Source organism: Actinomadura rugatobispora (genome assembly GCF_042656285.1).
In the GTDB taxonomy this organism is placed as follows: Bacteria; Actinomycetota; Actinomycetes; order Streptosporangiales; family Streptosporangiaceae; genus Spirillospora; species Spirillospora rugatobispora.
In genome coordinates, this window is record NZ_JBHSON010000059.1 from 30,304 (window position 1) to 45,628 (window position 15,325).

Consider the following 15,325-nt stretch of genomic DNA (forward strand, 5'->3'; position numbering starts at 1 on the left):
AGCACTTGCTTGATTCTCGCTCAGGGGTGTATGAGCGAGCGGACCTGGTCGCGTGGGAAGAACTCCTGGTCTTCGCCCCAGCCCTGGAGGCCGTCCCAGCGCCAGTCGGTCAGGGTCCAGAATGCCAGCCGGCCGGGCCAGCCCAGCCAGCGGAGGGCGGTGCGCACCCGGCCCTCGGCGTGGAGGGTGCGTCCGCGGTCGTCCTCGGCGTCGAGGACGACCCGCACCGGTGCGCCCCGCCGCCGCTCCAGCACGCGCCGCTCGCCGCGGACCAGGTCGCCCGCCTCGCCGTCCCGGACGAGGTAGCCGTTCATGACCGCGTCCACGCCGGGTTCGTCAGTGGAATGGGTGATGACGTGCCAGTGCGACCGCGGCGAGGCGATGGCCCACAGGTAGTCGCCGGACCGGGACGCGCCCGGCCGGTGCGGGCCCCAGGTGCGGTCCCGCAGGGAGAAGCAGTCGACCTCCAGGCGTTCGCCGTCCAGCACCGCCGTGCCGACGGCCCGCCCCGGCTGGTCGAAGTGGCGGGCGCCGATCATCGTTGACAGGTTGTCGTAGCGGATCTCGTGCGGCGCCATCAGCGCCGTCCACTCCAGATCGAGCTCCAGCCCGGGTTGGGAGTAGGTGAGCCGGTAGCGCCGCATCGGCTCCAGCACCTGGTGCCGGAGGCCGTTGGGCAGCCGGAAGTCCTTGAACTCCAGCGGGCCGGTGGGGGGCTGGTGCCACCGCCAGTCGTAGTACCGGCAGTCGTAGACCTCCTCGCCGCTGGGGTCCCAGAGCGCCGGGCCGCCTCCGGAGACGCCCGTCCGGACGTCGTGGAAGAAGTAGACGAAGCCGTTCAGGTCCAGCTCCGGGACGGCGAAGCCGAACCATGCGCTCTCGCTCCAGTGCGGGTCCTCGCCGGCCGGATGGAACACCTCGTCGGTCGCGTCGATCATGCGCGCCTCGTCGGCCGGCTTCGCCATCTGCCCTCGTCTCCCCGCGCCACGGGCGCGGACCCGGCGTACGGTCCCGAGTTTTGTATCTCTCCGCACTATGAAAAGCAAGTGTTCACTCTATGTGACGGGCGGGCCGACGGTACGCCGGTGCGGTGGTGGAAGGGCAGGTCGCGGCGGGTCGTCGTCGCCTTCGAGGTGGTGCTTGCGGCGCCTTCAAGGAGAAGTTAGTGTTCACTCATTACGAGAGGGTGTCGCACGGGCCAGGCGGTCTCGCGAGAGGCCGCCCGTTCGTCGGCCCGGCTCAAGGCTTGTGGGCGAAGCTCCGCATCCCACCCCACCGCGGATTCGTCGCGTGAACCCACAGGTCCTGCTCGCTCCCTAGGTCCCGTCCGCCGTGCTCGCGGCAGGCGGGCCGAACACCTGATTCACCGTTCGATTCAGTCGGGGACAGCACGAGGAGGATCCGTGAGACCGCATCGCCCCCTCGCCGCCCTGGTGGCGCTCACCCTGCTCGCAGCCGGGTGCGCCCGCGGCGGCACCAGTACCGAGGAAACGCCCGGGGCAGCTCAGGCCGCCGCCCCCGCCGACTTCGGCGACCTCAAGGGCATCTGCAAGCCCGGTAAGGCGACCGGTTCGTCGGCCCAGGGCGTCACCGCGAAAGAGATCGACATCGGGGTCTTCAGTGACGTGGGCTTCACCAAGAACTCCGAGTACCTCGACACCGCCAAGGTGTTCACGCAGTGGTGCAACGCGGCGGGCGGCATCAACGGCCGCAAGGTCGTCGCCAACATCCGCGACGCCAGGTTCATGGAGGTCCGCCAGCGGATGCTGGAGTCGTGCCGCGAGGACTTCGCCCTGGTCGGCGGCAGCTCCGGGCTGGACGGCCTCGGCGTCAAGGACCGGCTGTCCTGCCTGCTGCCGGCCTTCCCCGCCCAGGTCGTCCAGCTGGAGAACAACGGATCGGACCTGCAGATCGGCCAGACCGGCGGACCGTCCTACAACCGCTACACCGGCTACATCACCTGGCTGGTCAAGGAGGCCTACCCGGCCAGCGCCGGCTCGGTCGGCATCCTCACGGGGGACTCCCCGGCCACCAAGACCCTGCTGGAACAGGCCAAGGAGACGTTCGCCGCCGTCGGCGCCAAGATCACCTACACCGATCTGTTCCCGCCGCAGGGCGTCACCGACTGGACGCCGTACGCCCACGCCATCAAGAGCAAGGGCGTCAAGGGCCTGATGTACCTCGGCGACTTCAAGGACCTGCCCAAGCTGCAGCAGGCCCTCACCGGCATCGGCTACAAGCCCGACTGGATCGACGCCAACAGCAACGCCTACAACCCCGCCTTCATCCAGCTCGCGGCCCCCTCGCTCGGCACCCAGAACACCCTGGCCGACCTCAGCGGAATCCATCCGCTGGAGACCGCCGCCGCCAACCCCGCGACCCGGCAGCTCGTCGACCTGTTCAAGAAGCACGCCCCCAAGGCGCAGGTGACGCTGCCGGGGGTGCGGGCGTTCTCGACCTGGCTGCTGTTCGCCAAGGCCGCCTCCAGTTGCGGTGAGAACCTCACCCGCAAGTGCCTCTTCGAGACGGCCGTCAAGGAGACCGCGTGGACGGGCGGCGGCCTGCAGGCCCCGGTCGACCTCTCCAAGAACGACGCGCCGCTGTCCTGCTTCAACGTCGAGAAGGCGACCCCGCAGGGCTGGAAGCCGGCCGACTTCAAGCCCGACAAGGGCGCCTACCGCTGCAACGCCCCCGCCCACAGGTTCACCGGCGGCTACACCAAGCCGGTCAAGCTCGCCGATGTGGGCAAGAGCATGAGCGACTTCAAGTAAGGAGGCGGTCGACGGCGGCGGGCCGCCGCGCAGCGGCCCGCCGCCGGGCTCGGCGCCGACCGTCTCCTGGACCGTTGCGATCCCTCTCACGGGCAAGGAGACCCGATGACCGTCCAACCCTTCAACCCCGCCGATCCGTGCGCGCGCGGCCTGCATCGGATGCCCCGGCTGTCGACCCGCTCTCGCGCCAGGACCCTGCGGCACCGCGTGATCGTGCTCGCGCCCGACCCGGTCGACGCGGTGCGCCACGCGGGCGGCTGGCTGTTCGACCGGGCGATGGCCGGCTGGGACGCGCTGGTGCTCACCGCCGACCACGCGGATCCGCGACCGCTGAGCATCCTCGGCGCCCGGCCCATCGATTTCGAGTGCGCGCTCTCCTCGCCCGTGCAGGAGTCGTGGCCGCCGCAGGCGATCGCGGTGGGCGCGGATCTGTACGGCTCGGACGCGCGGGTCCGGCGGATCGTGCTCAGAGCGCTCGACGAGGGCAGGGTCGACGTCAGGCTCTGGGGCGAGGACGCCGCGGCGGACCTCGGCGATGAGGCCGGACCGGTGCTGCACAGGCTGAGCTTTGCCGCGCGGGCGTTCAAGGCCCAGGCACTGGCGGCCGCCGCCGTGCCCTCCGGCACGAGCGAGGCCGCCGAGGTGTTCCGCAGCGGGGCGGTGCTCCGCTCGTCGGGGAGCGCCTGACCCGCACCCGCTCACAGGTCGAAGTCGGCGGGGGACAGCCCGACGGCCCGGCAGGCTTCACGGATGACGGCCTTCTCGCCGCCGTCGAGGCGGCCGTCCGCCCAGCCGACGGCGACGCCGAGCCGGATCACGGCGCGCGCCTCGGCCGGCCTGCCCCTCACCCGTCCGATGTCGTGCAGCACGCCGATCTTGCCGAAGGGGAAGTCGGCGGTGAGCTTGGCGAGGTAGTCGTCGAAGCGCCAGTGCAGGTCGCCGGCCTCGAAGTTCGCGAGCAGCTCGCTGGTGGAGATGAGGGCGGCGGCGCGCTGCCGCCCGGCGGCCGCGGCGGTGCCGTCCGCGGCGGCCACCAGCGCGCACATCGCCATGGCGGCGTCCCGGAACACGGCGCTCCGCAACGCGTTCCTCCCTGCCGTGAACCGGGACCGGGTGGCGTGGGCGGACTCGCGCAGCCGGTTCCACAGGGCCATCGGATCGCCTCCGGTCGTCGGTCGGCCTGACCGAAGCCTAACTGATCTGCTACAAGTGTCGTAGTGGATATCGCCCGTGGCCTGGACGCGGGAGATGGTTCTCTGGGAGGCGGCCCGGTTCGTCCCGGTGGCGGGCGCGGGCGCGATCACAACCGCATATCCGTTGGGGGAGCGATGGGCTTCAGGCAGTCGCCGGACTCGTCCGGCACCGGTGTTGCTTCCGTGGAGACGGTGCCGGCCTCCGCGCACTGCCGGCCGGGCGATCACCTGGCCGGCGAGGTGCGCCTGCGGGGCGGCGACCGGGACGTCCGCGTCGGCGAGATCGCGCTGAGCCTGGTCGCCCGGCTCCGCGGCGAGGGCGAGGCCGGGCTGGAGTTCCATCGCACGGTGATCGCGGGCGGTCTCGACCTCGCGGCGGGAGGGCCGCACACCATCCCGTTCCGGCTCCCGCTGCCCTGGGAGACGCCGCTGACCGAGGCGCGCGGGCGGCATCTGCGCGGCATGGCCGTCGGCCTGCGCACCGACGTGGACGCGGCCGGCCGGGGAGATCCGGTCATGCTCGCGGTGGGCCCGCTGCCGTCGCAGCAGCGGGTCCTGGACGCCTTCGCCGAGCTGGGCTCGCAGGTCAAGAGCGCCCATGCCGAACGCGGCCGCGTCACGGGCCTGCACCAGGAACTGCCCTTCCACCAGAAGATCGAGTTTCATCCTCCGCAGCAGTACGGCGGGCACGTCCGCGGCGTGGAGCTGACCTTCCTGGCGAGCCCGGACGGGCTGGGCGTGGCCGTGGAGGCCGACAGGCGGGGCGACCTGCTCTCCGAGGGCGGTGAACCCTTCGGCCGCTTCCAGGTCACCCACGGGCAGGCGCGTTACATGGCCTGGGAGCACGAACTGACCGGCTGGCTCCAGGCCGTCACCGGATACTCCTCCGACCACCGCTGGGCCCGCGGCCGCCGCCGGCCGTACGGCGGCGGCTGAGCGTCAGCTGAGCAGCAGCCCCGCCACCCCTTTGATCACGAGAAGGACGGCGAAGAGGCCGGAGGTCGCGTACGTTATCGGGCGGCGGTTCACGATCAGCCACTCCCGCCATCGCTTGAGGACGCCCGATGCCCGGTCGGGCCTGGCCAGCGTGATCGCCAGCGGCAGTGCCACGCCGGCGGACGCCAGCACGACGAAGGCGACCATGACGCCCGCGAGGCCGCCGCCCTTCCAGCCCGCCTCGAGCAGCTGGTTGACGGCGGCGGCGACGAGGATGTAGCTGGGCAGGAAGGCGCCGAGCCCCAGGGCCAGCACCGGGGACATCTTGTCGATCCGCCCGACCCAGCCGGGAACCGTGTTCGTCGACGCGGAGCGGTGGGTCCGCCAGTGCCAGATCAGGACCGCGCCGAGCAGCACGCCCAGGGCCACGTCGGCGCCGGCGTGGCCGGGCGACGCCGCCTTCGAGGCCGAGGCGCCCCGCGACGGCAGCAGGATGACACCCGCCGTCGCGACCACCGCCAGTGCCACGATCCAGCCGGCCACGAAGGCGGTCGCCTTGCTCGTGCCGCCCTTCGCGGCGGAGAGGAGAACGGCCGCCAGGATGGACCACGGCTGTGTCGCGAGGCCCAGTGCCAGCGCCAACAGCAGGAGGAACGTGCTGGCTTCCATGAGGGCATCTCCTCTCGCCGTCCCTCCCGACCTACCCCGCCGGCCCGGCGCGGGGCATCCCCCGAATCGGGTGATGCCCCCGGACGCGGCCGGTGATCTCAGCGGATGTCAAGGGTGGACAAAGTTCGACCGGCGGTCGAAGGCCGCCGGCCCCGCTGATCGCCGGGAGGCCGCACGGCCGCGTCCCGCCCGCTGATCGTGCCGGGCTGAAGGACGTGCTCTCGTTCTCGTGCCGGTGGGTCGAGGCGGCCGCCGCCGTGTGCGTGCCCCCTTACGCCCCCTCTGAGCCGGTGACCTTCGCCTTCGCCTTGCGGGCGGTGACGGGCTCGGCGAGCCGCTGCTCGTCGCAGGCCTTCTGGAGGTTCTCCAGGGTCTCCTCCAGACCGGCGCCGAGCCGGGGGCCGGGGGTGAAGGTCGCGGGGAGGTAGCGCATGCCGTTGATGACGGAGATCGTGTCGTAGTGCACGGTGCCCTCGGGATCGCAGGCGTAGTCGGGCATCCGGTCGAGGACCTGGACGAGCATGCGCTTGAACACCGTGCGCGCGACGTTCGAGCCGATGCAGCGGTGGATGCCGAGCCCGAAGCTGTTGTGCCGGTTGCCCTCGCGCGCCAGGTCGATGCTGTCGGGGTCGGGGAAGGCGGCGGGGTCCCGGTTGGCCATCGCGAAGGACACCCAGACGCGGTCGCCCTCCCTGAACCGGGTCCCGGCGAGCTCGCAGTCGGCGGAGATCGTCCGTCCGTTGCCCACGACCGGGCTGTAGAAGCGCAGGAACTCCTCGGTGGCGGGGTCCAGCAGCGTGGCCCGCTCGCGGACGAGGCGGTCGCGCTCGCCCGGGTTCTGCGAGAGCCATTCGATGGCGTGCGCGGTGAGCGCCGTCGTGGTGTCGAAGCCGCCGCCGATGAGCAGGCCGAGCACGCCCTGCAGCTCCTGGTCGGACGGGTTCTCGCCGTTGATCTCGGCGGTGATCAGCCCGTTCACCAGCCCGGGCCGGGGATGCGCGCGGATCTCGGCGAGCCGCCGGGCGAGCTCCTGCTGCATGGCCAGGTGCAGTCGCCCGACCCGCTGGATGTCGGGTGAGGTCAGCGGGGTGTAGATGACCGCGTGCGCCGGTTCGCTGTAGGTCCGCCAGTCCTTGACGGGAATGCCCATCATCGCCAGCGTGAAGGCGGCCGGCACGATGTTGGCGAGGTCCTCGACGAAGTCGATCCGGCCTTCCTCGATCTTCTCGTCCAGGCAGGCGCGCACCAGTTCGTCGATCCACGGTGTCCAGCGCTGGACGGCGGCCGGGGACAGGTAGGGATTGAGCGCCTGCCGGTAGTGGCGCTGCTCGGGCGGGTCCATTTCGAGGAAGCCGCCCCGATTGCCCCGGCCGCGCTGCGGGGCGGGGATGGAGATCCCCTGGTAGCCGCGCTTCTCCCCGGTGACGTCATGGTCGTTGGAGACGTACTCGGCGGAGCGGGCGAGTTCGAAGACCTCGCGGTTGCCGGCGGCGACCCAATGGCCGCCGTAGGACTCCGACCACGCGAGGGGGCACTTGGAATGCATCTCCCGGGTTATCTCTTCGAACCGTTCGCGGTAGTCGGGGGCGTGCCGGTCGAAGAGATATTTGATTTTCTTGCGGTCCTCGTCGCTGACGATATCTTCGGTGCTCACGCGTCCTCCACAGAGATCGCCTGCTCGGGGCAGCTCCTGACGGCATTGATCACTTGGGGCTCCTGGCCGGCCCGGACGTTCTCACTGGCCGGCGACGCGTGGCCGTCGACGTCGTCCAGTTCGAAGGCGTCCGGAGCCTGCATCGCGCAGAGCGTGTGGCCCTGGCAGCGCGTTGGATCGACCCTGACTTTCACGACGATGTCTCCTTTGCGGTGCAGGGAATGCCGTCACTGGTGCGTATCCGCCGGAACGGGAACTCGCGATCGGTCACCGGCTGTACTTATCGGCTTACCATTTTGCAAGAGCGTTCCTTCTGGTTGGGAGAACGTTACTCTCAGCGGGCCTCCCCGCGCCAGACCCGCAGAATTCGAAACGTATTGCGAAATTCCCGGTGCGCTTCCTTTTCTCGATCTTGACGCGTCCCGCCGCCCTCGCGACGGCACGGCCCGGCCGTTCGCCCGCGGGCTCTGGCGCCGTTGCGGAGCGTTCCCGCCGGCGGCGGAATATGTTGATCTTGACTCTGGCGGGAATGGCGTCGAAGGGTTCCGGCGCGCGCTACCGGAGGCGTCGCCCGTGCCGCTCGGGTCGTTCGGGAGGGGGGTCGTCCTCGGGGGCGGGGCGCTGCATGATCACGGCGTCTTCGCCCGGACGGGCCGGGCCGCGGAGCGCGAACCCGTGGCGCTCGTACCACGCGATGAGCCGCGCGAGGTCGGTGTCGGTGTCGCCGGTGACCGGCTCGGCGGTCAGGCGGACCGGCACCCGCCACTCGTCGGCCAGCGCGAGCACGTCGCGGAGCGCGGCCTCGGCCAGCCCCTGGCCGCGCATCGCCGGACGGGTGCGGATGAAGTGCAGGATCACCGGCTCGCCGGGCCCGCTCCAGACCACGTAGAGCTCGACGTCGGGGTGCGCCGCCTGCACCCTGGCGACCTCGTCCCGGAACCGGTCGTAGCGCGGCACATGGTCCAGGTGCCCCGCGCGTTCTCAGAGGAACGGCCTGACCTGGGGTTTTGGTGCTGGTTGGCGGTCGCTTGGAGATCGGGCCGGGCGGCGGCCGCGACGGGCGGGAGGCGCACGTCACATCCGCCCGTGTCGCATTCGGCCGGGCTGTTCCGTCAACGGGGTGTAAGCACCGGCAAGGGCAAAGGAGCTCGCGATGGAAGCCCGTTTCAACTACTACGGCAACCCGGTCGGGGCCAAGTTCCTGAAGTACATCGTCACGGCGAACCAGGCCGTGCGGGACTCGACGCTGCCGGCCGCGACGCAGGAGCTGGTGAAGATCCGCGCCAGCCAGATCAACGGCTGCGGCGTCTGCCTCGACATGCACACCAAGGAGGCCGCGCACGCGGGGGAGACCTCGCTGCGCCTCAACATGGTCGCGGCCTGGCGGGAGGCGAAGGTCTTCACCGAGGCCGAGCGGGCCGCCCTGGAGCTCACCGAGGAGGGCACCCGCATCGCCGACGCCGCCGGCGGTGTCGCGGACGAGGTCTGGGCGAACGCCGCCAAGCACTACGACGAGGACCAGCTCGCCGCCCTGGTGTCCCTCATCGCCGCCATCAACACCTTCAACCGGATGAACGTCATCGTCCAGCAGCCCGCCGGCGACTACGAGCCCGGCATGTTCGAATAGCGAGAAGCCCCCGGCCTCGACGGCCGGGGGCGTCCCACCCCGGCGGACGACCTGGCGGCGCTACCGCAGGGCTTCGTACACGCCGGCGGCGACGACTCCGTAGGCCAGGTGGGGCAGGATGTCGCTCACCCAATCCTTGAACGTCCACTGGCGCGGGTCGGTCAGGCCGAGCGCGGTCAGCGGAGCGTTCGACCCCAGCATCGCCAGCCCGGTCAGCGCGAGGCCCGCGGCCGGGCGCGGGACGCGGCGGTGCCGCGCCAGCAGGCCGTAGACCATCGCCGCGCCCAGCCCCGTCCCGTACCCGAGCAGGGGGCCCAGGCCCGCCTTGCGGTTCTCGGCCTTGTCGGTGTCGTCCCCGAGCCCGATGCCGCCGGCCTCCGCGAGCTTCTCCACGCTCTTTTCCGGAGTGCTGCTGGCCGGCCTGCCCCGTACGGCCATGTCGAGATAACTGACGGCATTGAGCGCGCTGGTGCCCGCGGCCCCGGCGACCAGCCCCCGTGTCACGCTGTCCATGGATCCACGCCTACCCCGAATCCGGTCGTTCACCAGACCGGACGGTACCGATGCCGCCAAGGATCGCGGGCGACGGGTGGGAGCGCGGAGGCTCGTGCGCTAGAAGCCGAGTTCGGCCAGTAGCTTCTCGCTTTCACTCCAGAGGCGGGCGGCGGCGGCATCGTCGCGGGCGAGCTCGCTGGGAGCCTCCTCCGCCTTCCGGTGGAAGTAGCGCCCGCCGTCGCGACCGCCTTCGGGCTCGGTGGCCAGCCAGACCAGCGTCTCGGCCGGTTCGTCGGGCGACACGGTGTCGGCGGCGGCCATGTGCGCCCGCATCACCGGGTCACCGTGCGAGGCGAAGTTGGTGGCGACCACTCCGGGGTGCATGGCCTGCGCGACGATCCCGTCCGGGGCCGCCCGCCGGGCCAGTTCGCGCGTGAACAGGATGTTGGCGAGCTTGGCCTGGCCGTAGGCGGCGGCGGTCTGGAAACGGCCGAGGCTCTGCAGGTCGTCCCAGCGCAGGCCCTTGCTGATCCGGTGGGCGCTCGACGACACGGCGATCACCCGTGCCGGTCCGGGCGGCGGGCTCGCCGCGCCGGTCCGCAGCAGCGGCAGCAGCTCCCGCGTGAGCAGGAACGGGGCGAGGTGGTTGGCGGCGAAGGTCGCCTCGGTGCCCTCCGCGGTGACGATCTGCCGGTCCCGTACGCCGCCCGCGTTGTTGACGAGGACGTCGAGCCGCGGCGTCCAGCCCCCGATCGCGTCGGCCACCCGCTTGACCTCGGCCATCAGGGTGAAGTCGCCGCGCAGCACGCGGAAGGCGCCGCCGCCGGGCGAGGCCGAGATCTCCGCCTCGGCCTCGGCGCAGCGTCGCGGATCGCGGCCGACGCCGATCACCTGCCAGCCGTGTTCCACGAGCTTGCGGGCGGTCGATCGGCCGATCCCCGAGCTGGCCCCGGTCACGACCGCGACGGGCCGGTTCGCATCGAACGTCAACGTACTGCCTCTCAATCGGTTCAGCGTGGACGGAGCCCGTCCAGCAGCAGGCGGACGGTGAACCCGACCCGCTCGTCGATCTGCTCGGGCGTCGGCGGCCGGCCGGCCACGATGGCGCGCACCTGGCCGCCGACGACCATGCTCATGAAGGCGCGGGCGGCCTGCCCGGAGTCGATGGGGGCGATCGTCCCCTCGGCCGCGGCGCGGTCGAGGAGGCCGGAGACGAAGTCGAACACCGGCGCGGTGCTCAGCTCGTTGTGGGTCACGAAGATCTCGGGGAAGCGGTAGCTCTCGGTGTTGATGACGCGCTGCAGGCGCAGGCCGTTGGGCGTCATCACCTGGCCGATCCGCAGCCGGGCGACCGCTTCCAGCGTTTCGGCGAGGTCGCCGTCGTCGACGTTCTCCAACACCTCCCGGGGGACGACCTGGCGCTCGATGGCGCGCCGGACCGCGGCGAGGAACAGCGCGGCCTTGTCGGGGTAGCGGGCGTAGACGGTGCGCTTGGTCATGCTGACGCGGGAGGCGATCATCTCGATGGTCGCCAGCTGGTAGCCGTGCTCCAGGAACAGGTCCAGCGCGGTGTCCAGCAGCTCCTCGTGCCGCGCCTCGGCCTGCGCGCGGGTGGGCCGTCCGGCCCTGGGACGGGCCGGCGGGCTGACGTTCGTCATGCCGGCCTCCTCGGTACCGCCACTTGCATCCTCACTCCACTCGCCCATAATGATACGCATGAGTTGCCATTTTCTGCCCGGCAACGACACAGGGAAGGATGCCCGGTGAGCTCTGCCCTCGAAAGACTGACGCGGCTGGTCGACGCCCCGGACCGCTTCGACCACTCGCACGCCGAGCTGCGCGAGACGCAGCTGGCGGCGCTCGACGAGCGGTTCCAGGAACGCAGGGACCGCATCAAACTGCTGGGCCACCGGGCCCGGGAGGCCGGGATCACCCGGATCCGCGACCGTGCGGACGCGGTGCCGCTGCTGTTCCCGCACACCGCCTACAAGAGCTACCCGGAGAGCTTCCTCATCGAGGAGAGGTGGGACCGGCTCGGCAAGTGGCTGGGCACCGTCTCGCCGTACCCGATCAGCCCGATCGAGACGTCCGACATCTCCGACATCGACGAATGGATCGACCGGCTCCAGGCCAGGGGGCACTACGTGTCCTGCTCCAGCGGGACGACCGGCAAGTCGGCGATGCTGCTCGCCTCGGACCGGGACATGGACTGGTCGCGCAAGGACACCGTCAACGTGTTCTCCTGGGGCTCGGGGGTCAAGCCGGAGGGGGACCGGCGGATCATGGGCACGGGCGCCACCGCCGCCGTCCCGAAGAACCTGGTCATCGCCGAGGCGCAGAAGAACGCCTTCGGCGACCCGGCCAAGGAGGGCTTCCGCCCGCCGGTGCCCCCGATCACCGTCGGCTCGCTGACCAAGATGGTCGTGCTCCGCAAGAAGATCGCCGACGGCACCGCCCGCCCCGACGAGCTCGCCGACTTCGAGAAGACCTCCCGGGAGCGGGAGGCCGTGATGAAGGCCTCGGTGACCGCGACGGCCGAGGCGCTCGTGCGGTACCGCGCCGACAAGCTCTACATCGCGGGGATGTGGAACTCGCTCTACCAGGTGGCCAAGATCGTTCGCGAGATGGGCTACGCGGCCGAGCACTTCCACCCCGACAACTGCCTCTACGTCGGCGGCGGGCTCAAGCGCGCCAAGCTGCCGCCGGACTACCAGGAGTTCGTCCACCAGACGTTCAACATCCCGCCCGACCGGGACTTCCAGAACTACTCCATGCAGGAGCTCAACTCCGGCATGCCCAAGTGCCAGAAGGGCGACCGCTACCACGTGCCGCCGTGGATCGTGCCGTTCATCCTCGACGAGACGGGCGACAACCTGCTGCCGCACGAGAGCGGCGAGATCGAGGGCCGCGCCGCCTTCTTCGACCTCTCGCTCGACGGGCGCTGGGGCGGCATCATCACCGGCGACAAGATCTCGCTCGACCTCGACCCCTGCGCCTGCGGCAGCACGGGCCCGTCGGTGCGCAACGACATCGCCCGGTACGCCGACCTGGCCGCCGGTGACGACAAGATCGGCTGCGCCGGCACCGTGGACGCCTACGTGAGGGGCCTGTCATGACCGCCGTCCACAACGAGGCCACCACCGTCTCCGCGCCGTTCTTCCTGCGCGGCGAACTGGTCGAGGGCGACGACGTCACGCACCGGTCCCGCGACCTGGGCGCCGGCTTCACCACGCCGGCGATCGCCATGGACCGGGCGGTGCACCCGCGCGGCGAGGTGCCGCCGCTGCTGAACGTCCCGCTCAAGGAGATCATCGACTTCCTCGTCGAGACCGGCGAGCGGATCCGCGACCCGCACAACCCGTTCGTGCAGGACTGCGTCGAGCGCATGTCGTCCACCCACGTCCTCCCGCGCCCGGTGCTGCAGTCGCAGGTCACCGGGGCGGCCGCCTATCTCGACCGGCGGCTGCTGGAGACGGTGGTCGAGCAGAACTTCCCCGATCCCAGGGCGCTGGACGAGTGGATCCCCAAGCAGGACTTCACCGGCCGAAAGAGCTTCGTGCGGGCGTTCGCTCCCCGTCTGATCCACGTGCTGCCCGGCAACTCTCCCGGCGTCGCGGTGAAGTCCATCGCCCAGGGCGCGATGGTCAAGGCCGTCAACCTCTTCAAGATGTCGTCCAGCGACCCGTTCACGACGGTCGCGATCCTGCGGATCATGGCCGACATCGATCCCGACCACCCCATCGTGAGGTCGATGACGGCGGTCTACTGGCGCGGCGGTGACGACGCGGTGGAGCGCGTCCTGTACCGGCCGCAGTACTTCGACAAGATCGTCGCGTGGGGCGGCGGCGACGCGATCAACAACGTGATCAAGTATCTCGGCCCCGGCTTCCAGCTGGTGTCGTTCGACCCCAAGACCTCGATCTCGATGGTCGGCAGGGAGGCGTTCGCCTCGGACGAGACGCTCGACCTCGCCGCCGAGCTGGCCGCGTCCGACGTCATGGTGCTCAACCAGGAGGCGTGCGTCGCGAGCCGCTTCGTCTACCTGGAGGGCGACCAGGCCGACGCCGACCGCTTCTGCGAGCGGCTGCACGCCCGGATCGCCGCCAAGGCGGCCGCCTCGGGCGATGCCCGGCCGCTGGACAGGGACCTGCGCGAGCAGATCGACACGCTGATGATGCTCGACGACGAGTTCGGCGTCTGGGGCAGGACCGACGGCAAGGGCCTGGTGATCCGGTCCGACGAGCCGGTGGACTTCCACCCGATCAACAAGACCGCCAACGTGGTCCGCGTCGACTCCCTCGACCAGGCCGTGCGGCACGTCAACGTGGCGACGCAGACGGTCGGCTTCTACCCCTTCGAGCGGATGCCGGACTACCGCGACCGGCTCGCCAGCGGCGGCGTGCAGCGCGTCGTCCGGCTGGGCGAGGCGGGACCCAGCACGATCGGCAACCCGCACGACGCCATGTACCCGCTGCACCGTTTCGTGCACTGGATGGCGCACGAGGACGGCGTCGCGACGACCTGAGAACGCCCCCGGGCACCGGCCGGTCGAAGGACCGCCGGTGCCCGGCCATGCCCGCCGACCCGATCAGGGGCGGGCGGTGGCGACCTGCACGCCGAACCCGATCAGGACGACGCCGGTGGCGCGGTCCATGGCCCGGCGCACGGAGGGCTTCTCGAAGAGCGCGCGGGCCTTGGACAGCAGCATCACGTAGCCTCCGAGCCAGCCGAGGGTGAGGGCCGCGTGCAGGAGTACCAGCAGCGCCATCCCGGCCTGCGGGGGGAGCCCGGACGGGGCGAGCGAGGGCAGCAGGCCGGTGTAGAAGACGGCGATCTTCGGGTTCACCATGTTGCTGACGAACCCGGTCCGCCACGGGCTGCCGTTCGGAGACGGTGCGCTCACCGCGCCGGCCCCCGAACGGCTGTGCCGCAGTGACTGGACGCCGAGAAAGACCAGGTAGAGCGCCCCGAACAGCTTGACGGTGGTGTAGGCCGTGGCGGACGCGGCGAGGACGGCCGCCAGCCCTGCCACGGTGAGCACGCCCACACCAGCAGGCCCGCGGCGATGCCGCCGACGGTCCGCAGGCCGTCCCGCGTGCTGGAGGCGAGGGCCCGTTTGGTCACCACGGCCATGTCCGGACCGGGAACCATCGTCAGTACGGCCAGTACGCCGGCCGCCGCAAGGAACTGTACGAACACGGGGCCCAGTCTCGCACCCGCGAACGGCCGCCTCGAAGCCGCCTTCGAGTCGTCCGTGAGCGCACTCTAGGGAGCGGCGAAGGCTCGCATCACGACCTCGCGCAGGCCCGCCACGTCCTGTTCGAGGTCCTGCCTGACCTCATCGGCGCACCTGATCGTCCGGTACGCCGTGTTCGCGGGCGGGCCCGGCTCCGTCGCCCGCATGAGCGCCTGGACGGCAAGGGCATGACCGGGCGCCGTGTAGGACACGCCATCGGGATACCCGCGCAGGCGGCGCATCGCCTCCGACTCCACGACCCGCGCCACCCGCTGCAGTACCTCGGCGCGCACACCCTCGCCGCCGTTGTCCTCGAACGCCATCACCCAGCCGCCCCGGCGGGCGAACAGCGCCACCGGCAGGCCCTCACCGAACCGGCGGGCCCCGGGGACCTGATCGCCGACGACTGCCGGCGCCTCCTCCGGCGGCCGCTCGCCGCGCACGCGAACGGCGTGGTCCACGCGCCCACCGAACGAAGCGGCGACCCGCTCCACGTCATCGTCCTCGACGAAGGTGACGCACGCCGCCTCGCTGCGCCACGTGCCGCCGACCCATTCGAAGGCGTCCGCTCCGGGCCACTCGTCCATGCCCCGAGACCTACCACCCGCCACCGTCATTTCTCCCGCGCGGTGACGAGAGCCGCGGCCGGAAGGGGCGGCGGCCTTTGTATCGTTCCTTTGGATGGCGAACCGGTGCCATTCCGGTAATGGACGTATTCCTTCCCGGCGATGTCGGTCATCCTTG

At 71.1% G+C, this 15,325-nt stretch carries 17 protein-coding genes; 6 read left to right on the top strand and 11 right to left on the bottom strand.

Features of this window, described 5'->3' with window-relative positions; genetic code table 11:
- Positions 1-20: 20 nt before the first annotated feature.
- Positions 21-965 carry a DUF7065 domain-containing protein gene (locus ACFPZN_RS34870; RefSeq protein WP_378286607.1) on the bottom strand — a complete coding sequence of 315 codons (945 nt, stop codon included), beginning with the start codon at positions 963-965 and terminating at the stop codon, positions 21-23.
- Positions 966-1,403: 438 nt separating this feature from the next.
- Between ACFPZN_RS34870 and ACFPZN_RS34875 the strand changes: the two genes are divergently transcribed.
- Together ACFPZN_RS34875 and ACFPZN_RS34880 are read left to right on the top strand one after the other, a co-directional pair.
- A complete protein-coding gene (locus ACFPZN_RS34875) occupies positions 1,404-2,771 on the top strand; it encodes an ABC transporter substrate-binding protein (RefSeq protein ID WP_378286609.1) in 1,368 nt (455 codons plus the stop codon).
- 105 nt (positions 2,772-2,876) lie between these two features.
- Positions 2,877-3,458, top strand: coding sequence for a hypothetical protein (locus ACFPZN_RS34880; protein ID WP_378286611.1), 582 nt, complete (start codon positions 2,877-2,879; stop codon positions 3,456-3,458).
- A gap of 11 nt (positions 3,459-3,469) precedes the next feature.
- Here the strand turns inward: ACFPZN_RS34880 and ACFPZN_RS34885 are convergent, their stop codons facing one another.
- Positions 3,470-3,925: a tellurite resistance TerB family protein gene (locus ACFPZN_RS34885; RefSeq protein ID WP_378286613.1), complete on the bottom strand. Its 456-nt coding sequence runs from the start codon at positions 3,923-3,925 to the stop codon at positions 3,470-3,472.
- A gap of 174 nt (positions 3,926-4,099) precedes the next feature.
- On the opposite strand from ACFPZN_RS34885, the gene ACFPZN_RS34890 reads away from it, so the two are divergent.
- On the top strand, positions 4,100-4,900 hold the full coding sequence (locus tag ACFPZN_RS34890; protein ID WP_378286615.1) for a sporulation protein: 801 nt from the start codon (positions 4,100-4,102) through the stop codon (positions 4,898-4,900).
- A 3-nt stretch (positions 4,901-4,903) separates the two neighbouring features.
- Here ACFPZN_RS34890 and ACFPZN_RS34895 read toward each other — a convergent pair whose 3' ends face one another.
- The 4 genes from ACFPZN_RS34895 to ACFPZN_RS34910 all read right to left on the bottom strand — a co-directional run bounded on the left by ACFPZN_RS34895 (position 4,904) and on the right by ACFPZN_RS34910 (position 8,180).
- The gene (locus ACFPZN_RS34895; RefSeq protein WP_378286617.1) at positions 4,904-5,569 is read right to left on the bottom strand and encodes a GAP family protein; all 666 of its coding nucleotides are present in this window, start codon (positions 5,567-5,569) and stop codon (positions 4,904-4,906) included.
- 271 nt (positions 5,570-5,840) lie between these two features.
- On the bottom strand, positions 5,841-7,223 hold the full coding sequence (locus tag ACFPZN_RS34900; protein ID WP_378286619.1) for a cytochrome P450: 1,383 nt from the start codon (positions 7,221-7,223) through the stop codon (positions 5,841-5,843).
- Positions 7,220-7,417, bottom strand: coding sequence for a ferredoxin (locus ACFPZN_RS34905; protein WP_378286621.1), 198 nt, complete (start codon positions 7,415-7,417; stop codon positions 7,220-7,222). Before ACFPZN_RS34905 ends, ACFPZN_RS34900 begins: the two co-directional genes overlap by 4 nt.
- A gap of 361 nt (positions 7,418-7,778) precedes the next feature.
- Entirely contained in the window at positions 7,779-8,180 is a 402-nt protein-coding gene (locus tag ACFPZN_RS34910) for a GNAT family N-acetyltransferase (protein ID WP_378286623.1), read from the bottom strand.
- A gap of 196 nt (positions 8,181-8,376) precedes the next feature.
- Here ACFPZN_RS34910 and ACFPZN_RS34915 point away from each other — a divergent pair, with 196 nt between their 5' ends.
- Complete coding sequence (locus ACFPZN_RS34915) at positions 8,377-8,850, top strand: carboxymuconolactone decarboxylase family protein (protein WP_378286624.1); 474 nt, start codon at positions 8,377-8,379, stop codon at positions 8,848-8,850.
- Positions 8,851-8,910: 60 nt separating this feature from the next.
- On the opposite strand, the gene ACFPZN_RS34920 is transcribed toward ACFPZN_RS34915, so the two are convergent.
- The 3 genes from ACFPZN_RS34920 to ACFPZN_RS34930 all read right to left on the bottom strand — a co-directional run bounded on the left by ACFPZN_RS34920 (position 8,911) and on the right by ACFPZN_RS34930 (position 11,003).
- Positions 8,911-9,363 (bottom strand): hypothetical protein, encoded by a 453-nt coding sequence (locus tag ACFPZN_RS34920; protein ID WP_378286626.1) that lies wholly within the window; start codon positions 9,361-9,363, stop codon positions 8,911-8,913.
- A 99-nt stretch (positions 9,364-9,462) separates the two neighbouring features.
- Positions 9,463-10,335: an SDR family NAD(P)-dependent oxidoreductase gene (locus ACFPZN_RS34925; RefSeq protein ID WP_378286628.1), complete on the bottom strand. Its 873-nt coding sequence runs from the start codon at positions 10,333-10,335 to the stop codon at positions 9,463-9,465.
- A 20-nt stretch (positions 10,336-10,355) separates the two neighbouring features.
- Entirely contained in the window at positions 10,356-11,003 is a 648-nt protein-coding gene (locus ACFPZN_RS34930; RefSeq protein WP_378286630.1) for a TetR/AcrR family transcriptional regulator, read from the bottom strand.
- Between the two features lie 105 nt (positions 11,004-11,108).
- Between ACFPZN_RS34930 and ACFPZN_RS34935 the strand changes: the two genes are divergently transcribed.
- The gene (locus ACFPZN_RS34935; RefSeq protein ID WP_378286632.1) at positions 11,109-12,461 is read left to right on the top strand and encodes a hypothetical protein; all 1,353 of its coding nucleotides are present in this window, start codon (positions 11,109-11,111) and stop codon (positions 12,459-12,461) included.
- The gene (locus tag ACFPZN_RS34940; RefSeq protein WP_378286634.1) at positions 12,458-13,870 is read left to right on the top strand and encodes an acyl-CoA reductase; all 1,413 of its coding nucleotides are present in this window, start codon (positions 12,458-12,460) and stop codon (positions 13,868-13,870) included. The genes ACFPZN_RS34935 and ACFPZN_RS34940 overlap by 4 nt, the downstream gene beginning before the upstream one ends.
- A gap of 63 nt (positions 13,871-13,933) precedes the next feature.
- Here the strand turns inward: ACFPZN_RS34940 and ACFPZN_RS34945 are convergent, their stop codons facing one another.
- Together ACFPZN_RS34945 and ACFPZN_RS34950 are read right to left on the bottom strand one after the other, a co-directional pair.
- Positions 13,934-14,386 (bottom strand): LysE family translocator, encoded by a 453-nt coding sequence (locus tag ACFPZN_RS34945; protein WP_378286636.1) that lies wholly within the window; start codon positions 14,384-14,386, stop codon positions 13,934-13,936.
- A gap of 224 nt (positions 14,387-14,610) precedes the next feature.
- Positions 14,611-15,168, bottom strand: coding sequence for a hypothetical protein (locus tag ACFPZN_RS34950; RefSeq protein WP_378286638.1), 558 nt, complete (start codon positions 15,166-15,168; stop codon positions 14,611-14,613).
- Positions 15,169-15,325: the final 157 nt, after the last annotated feature.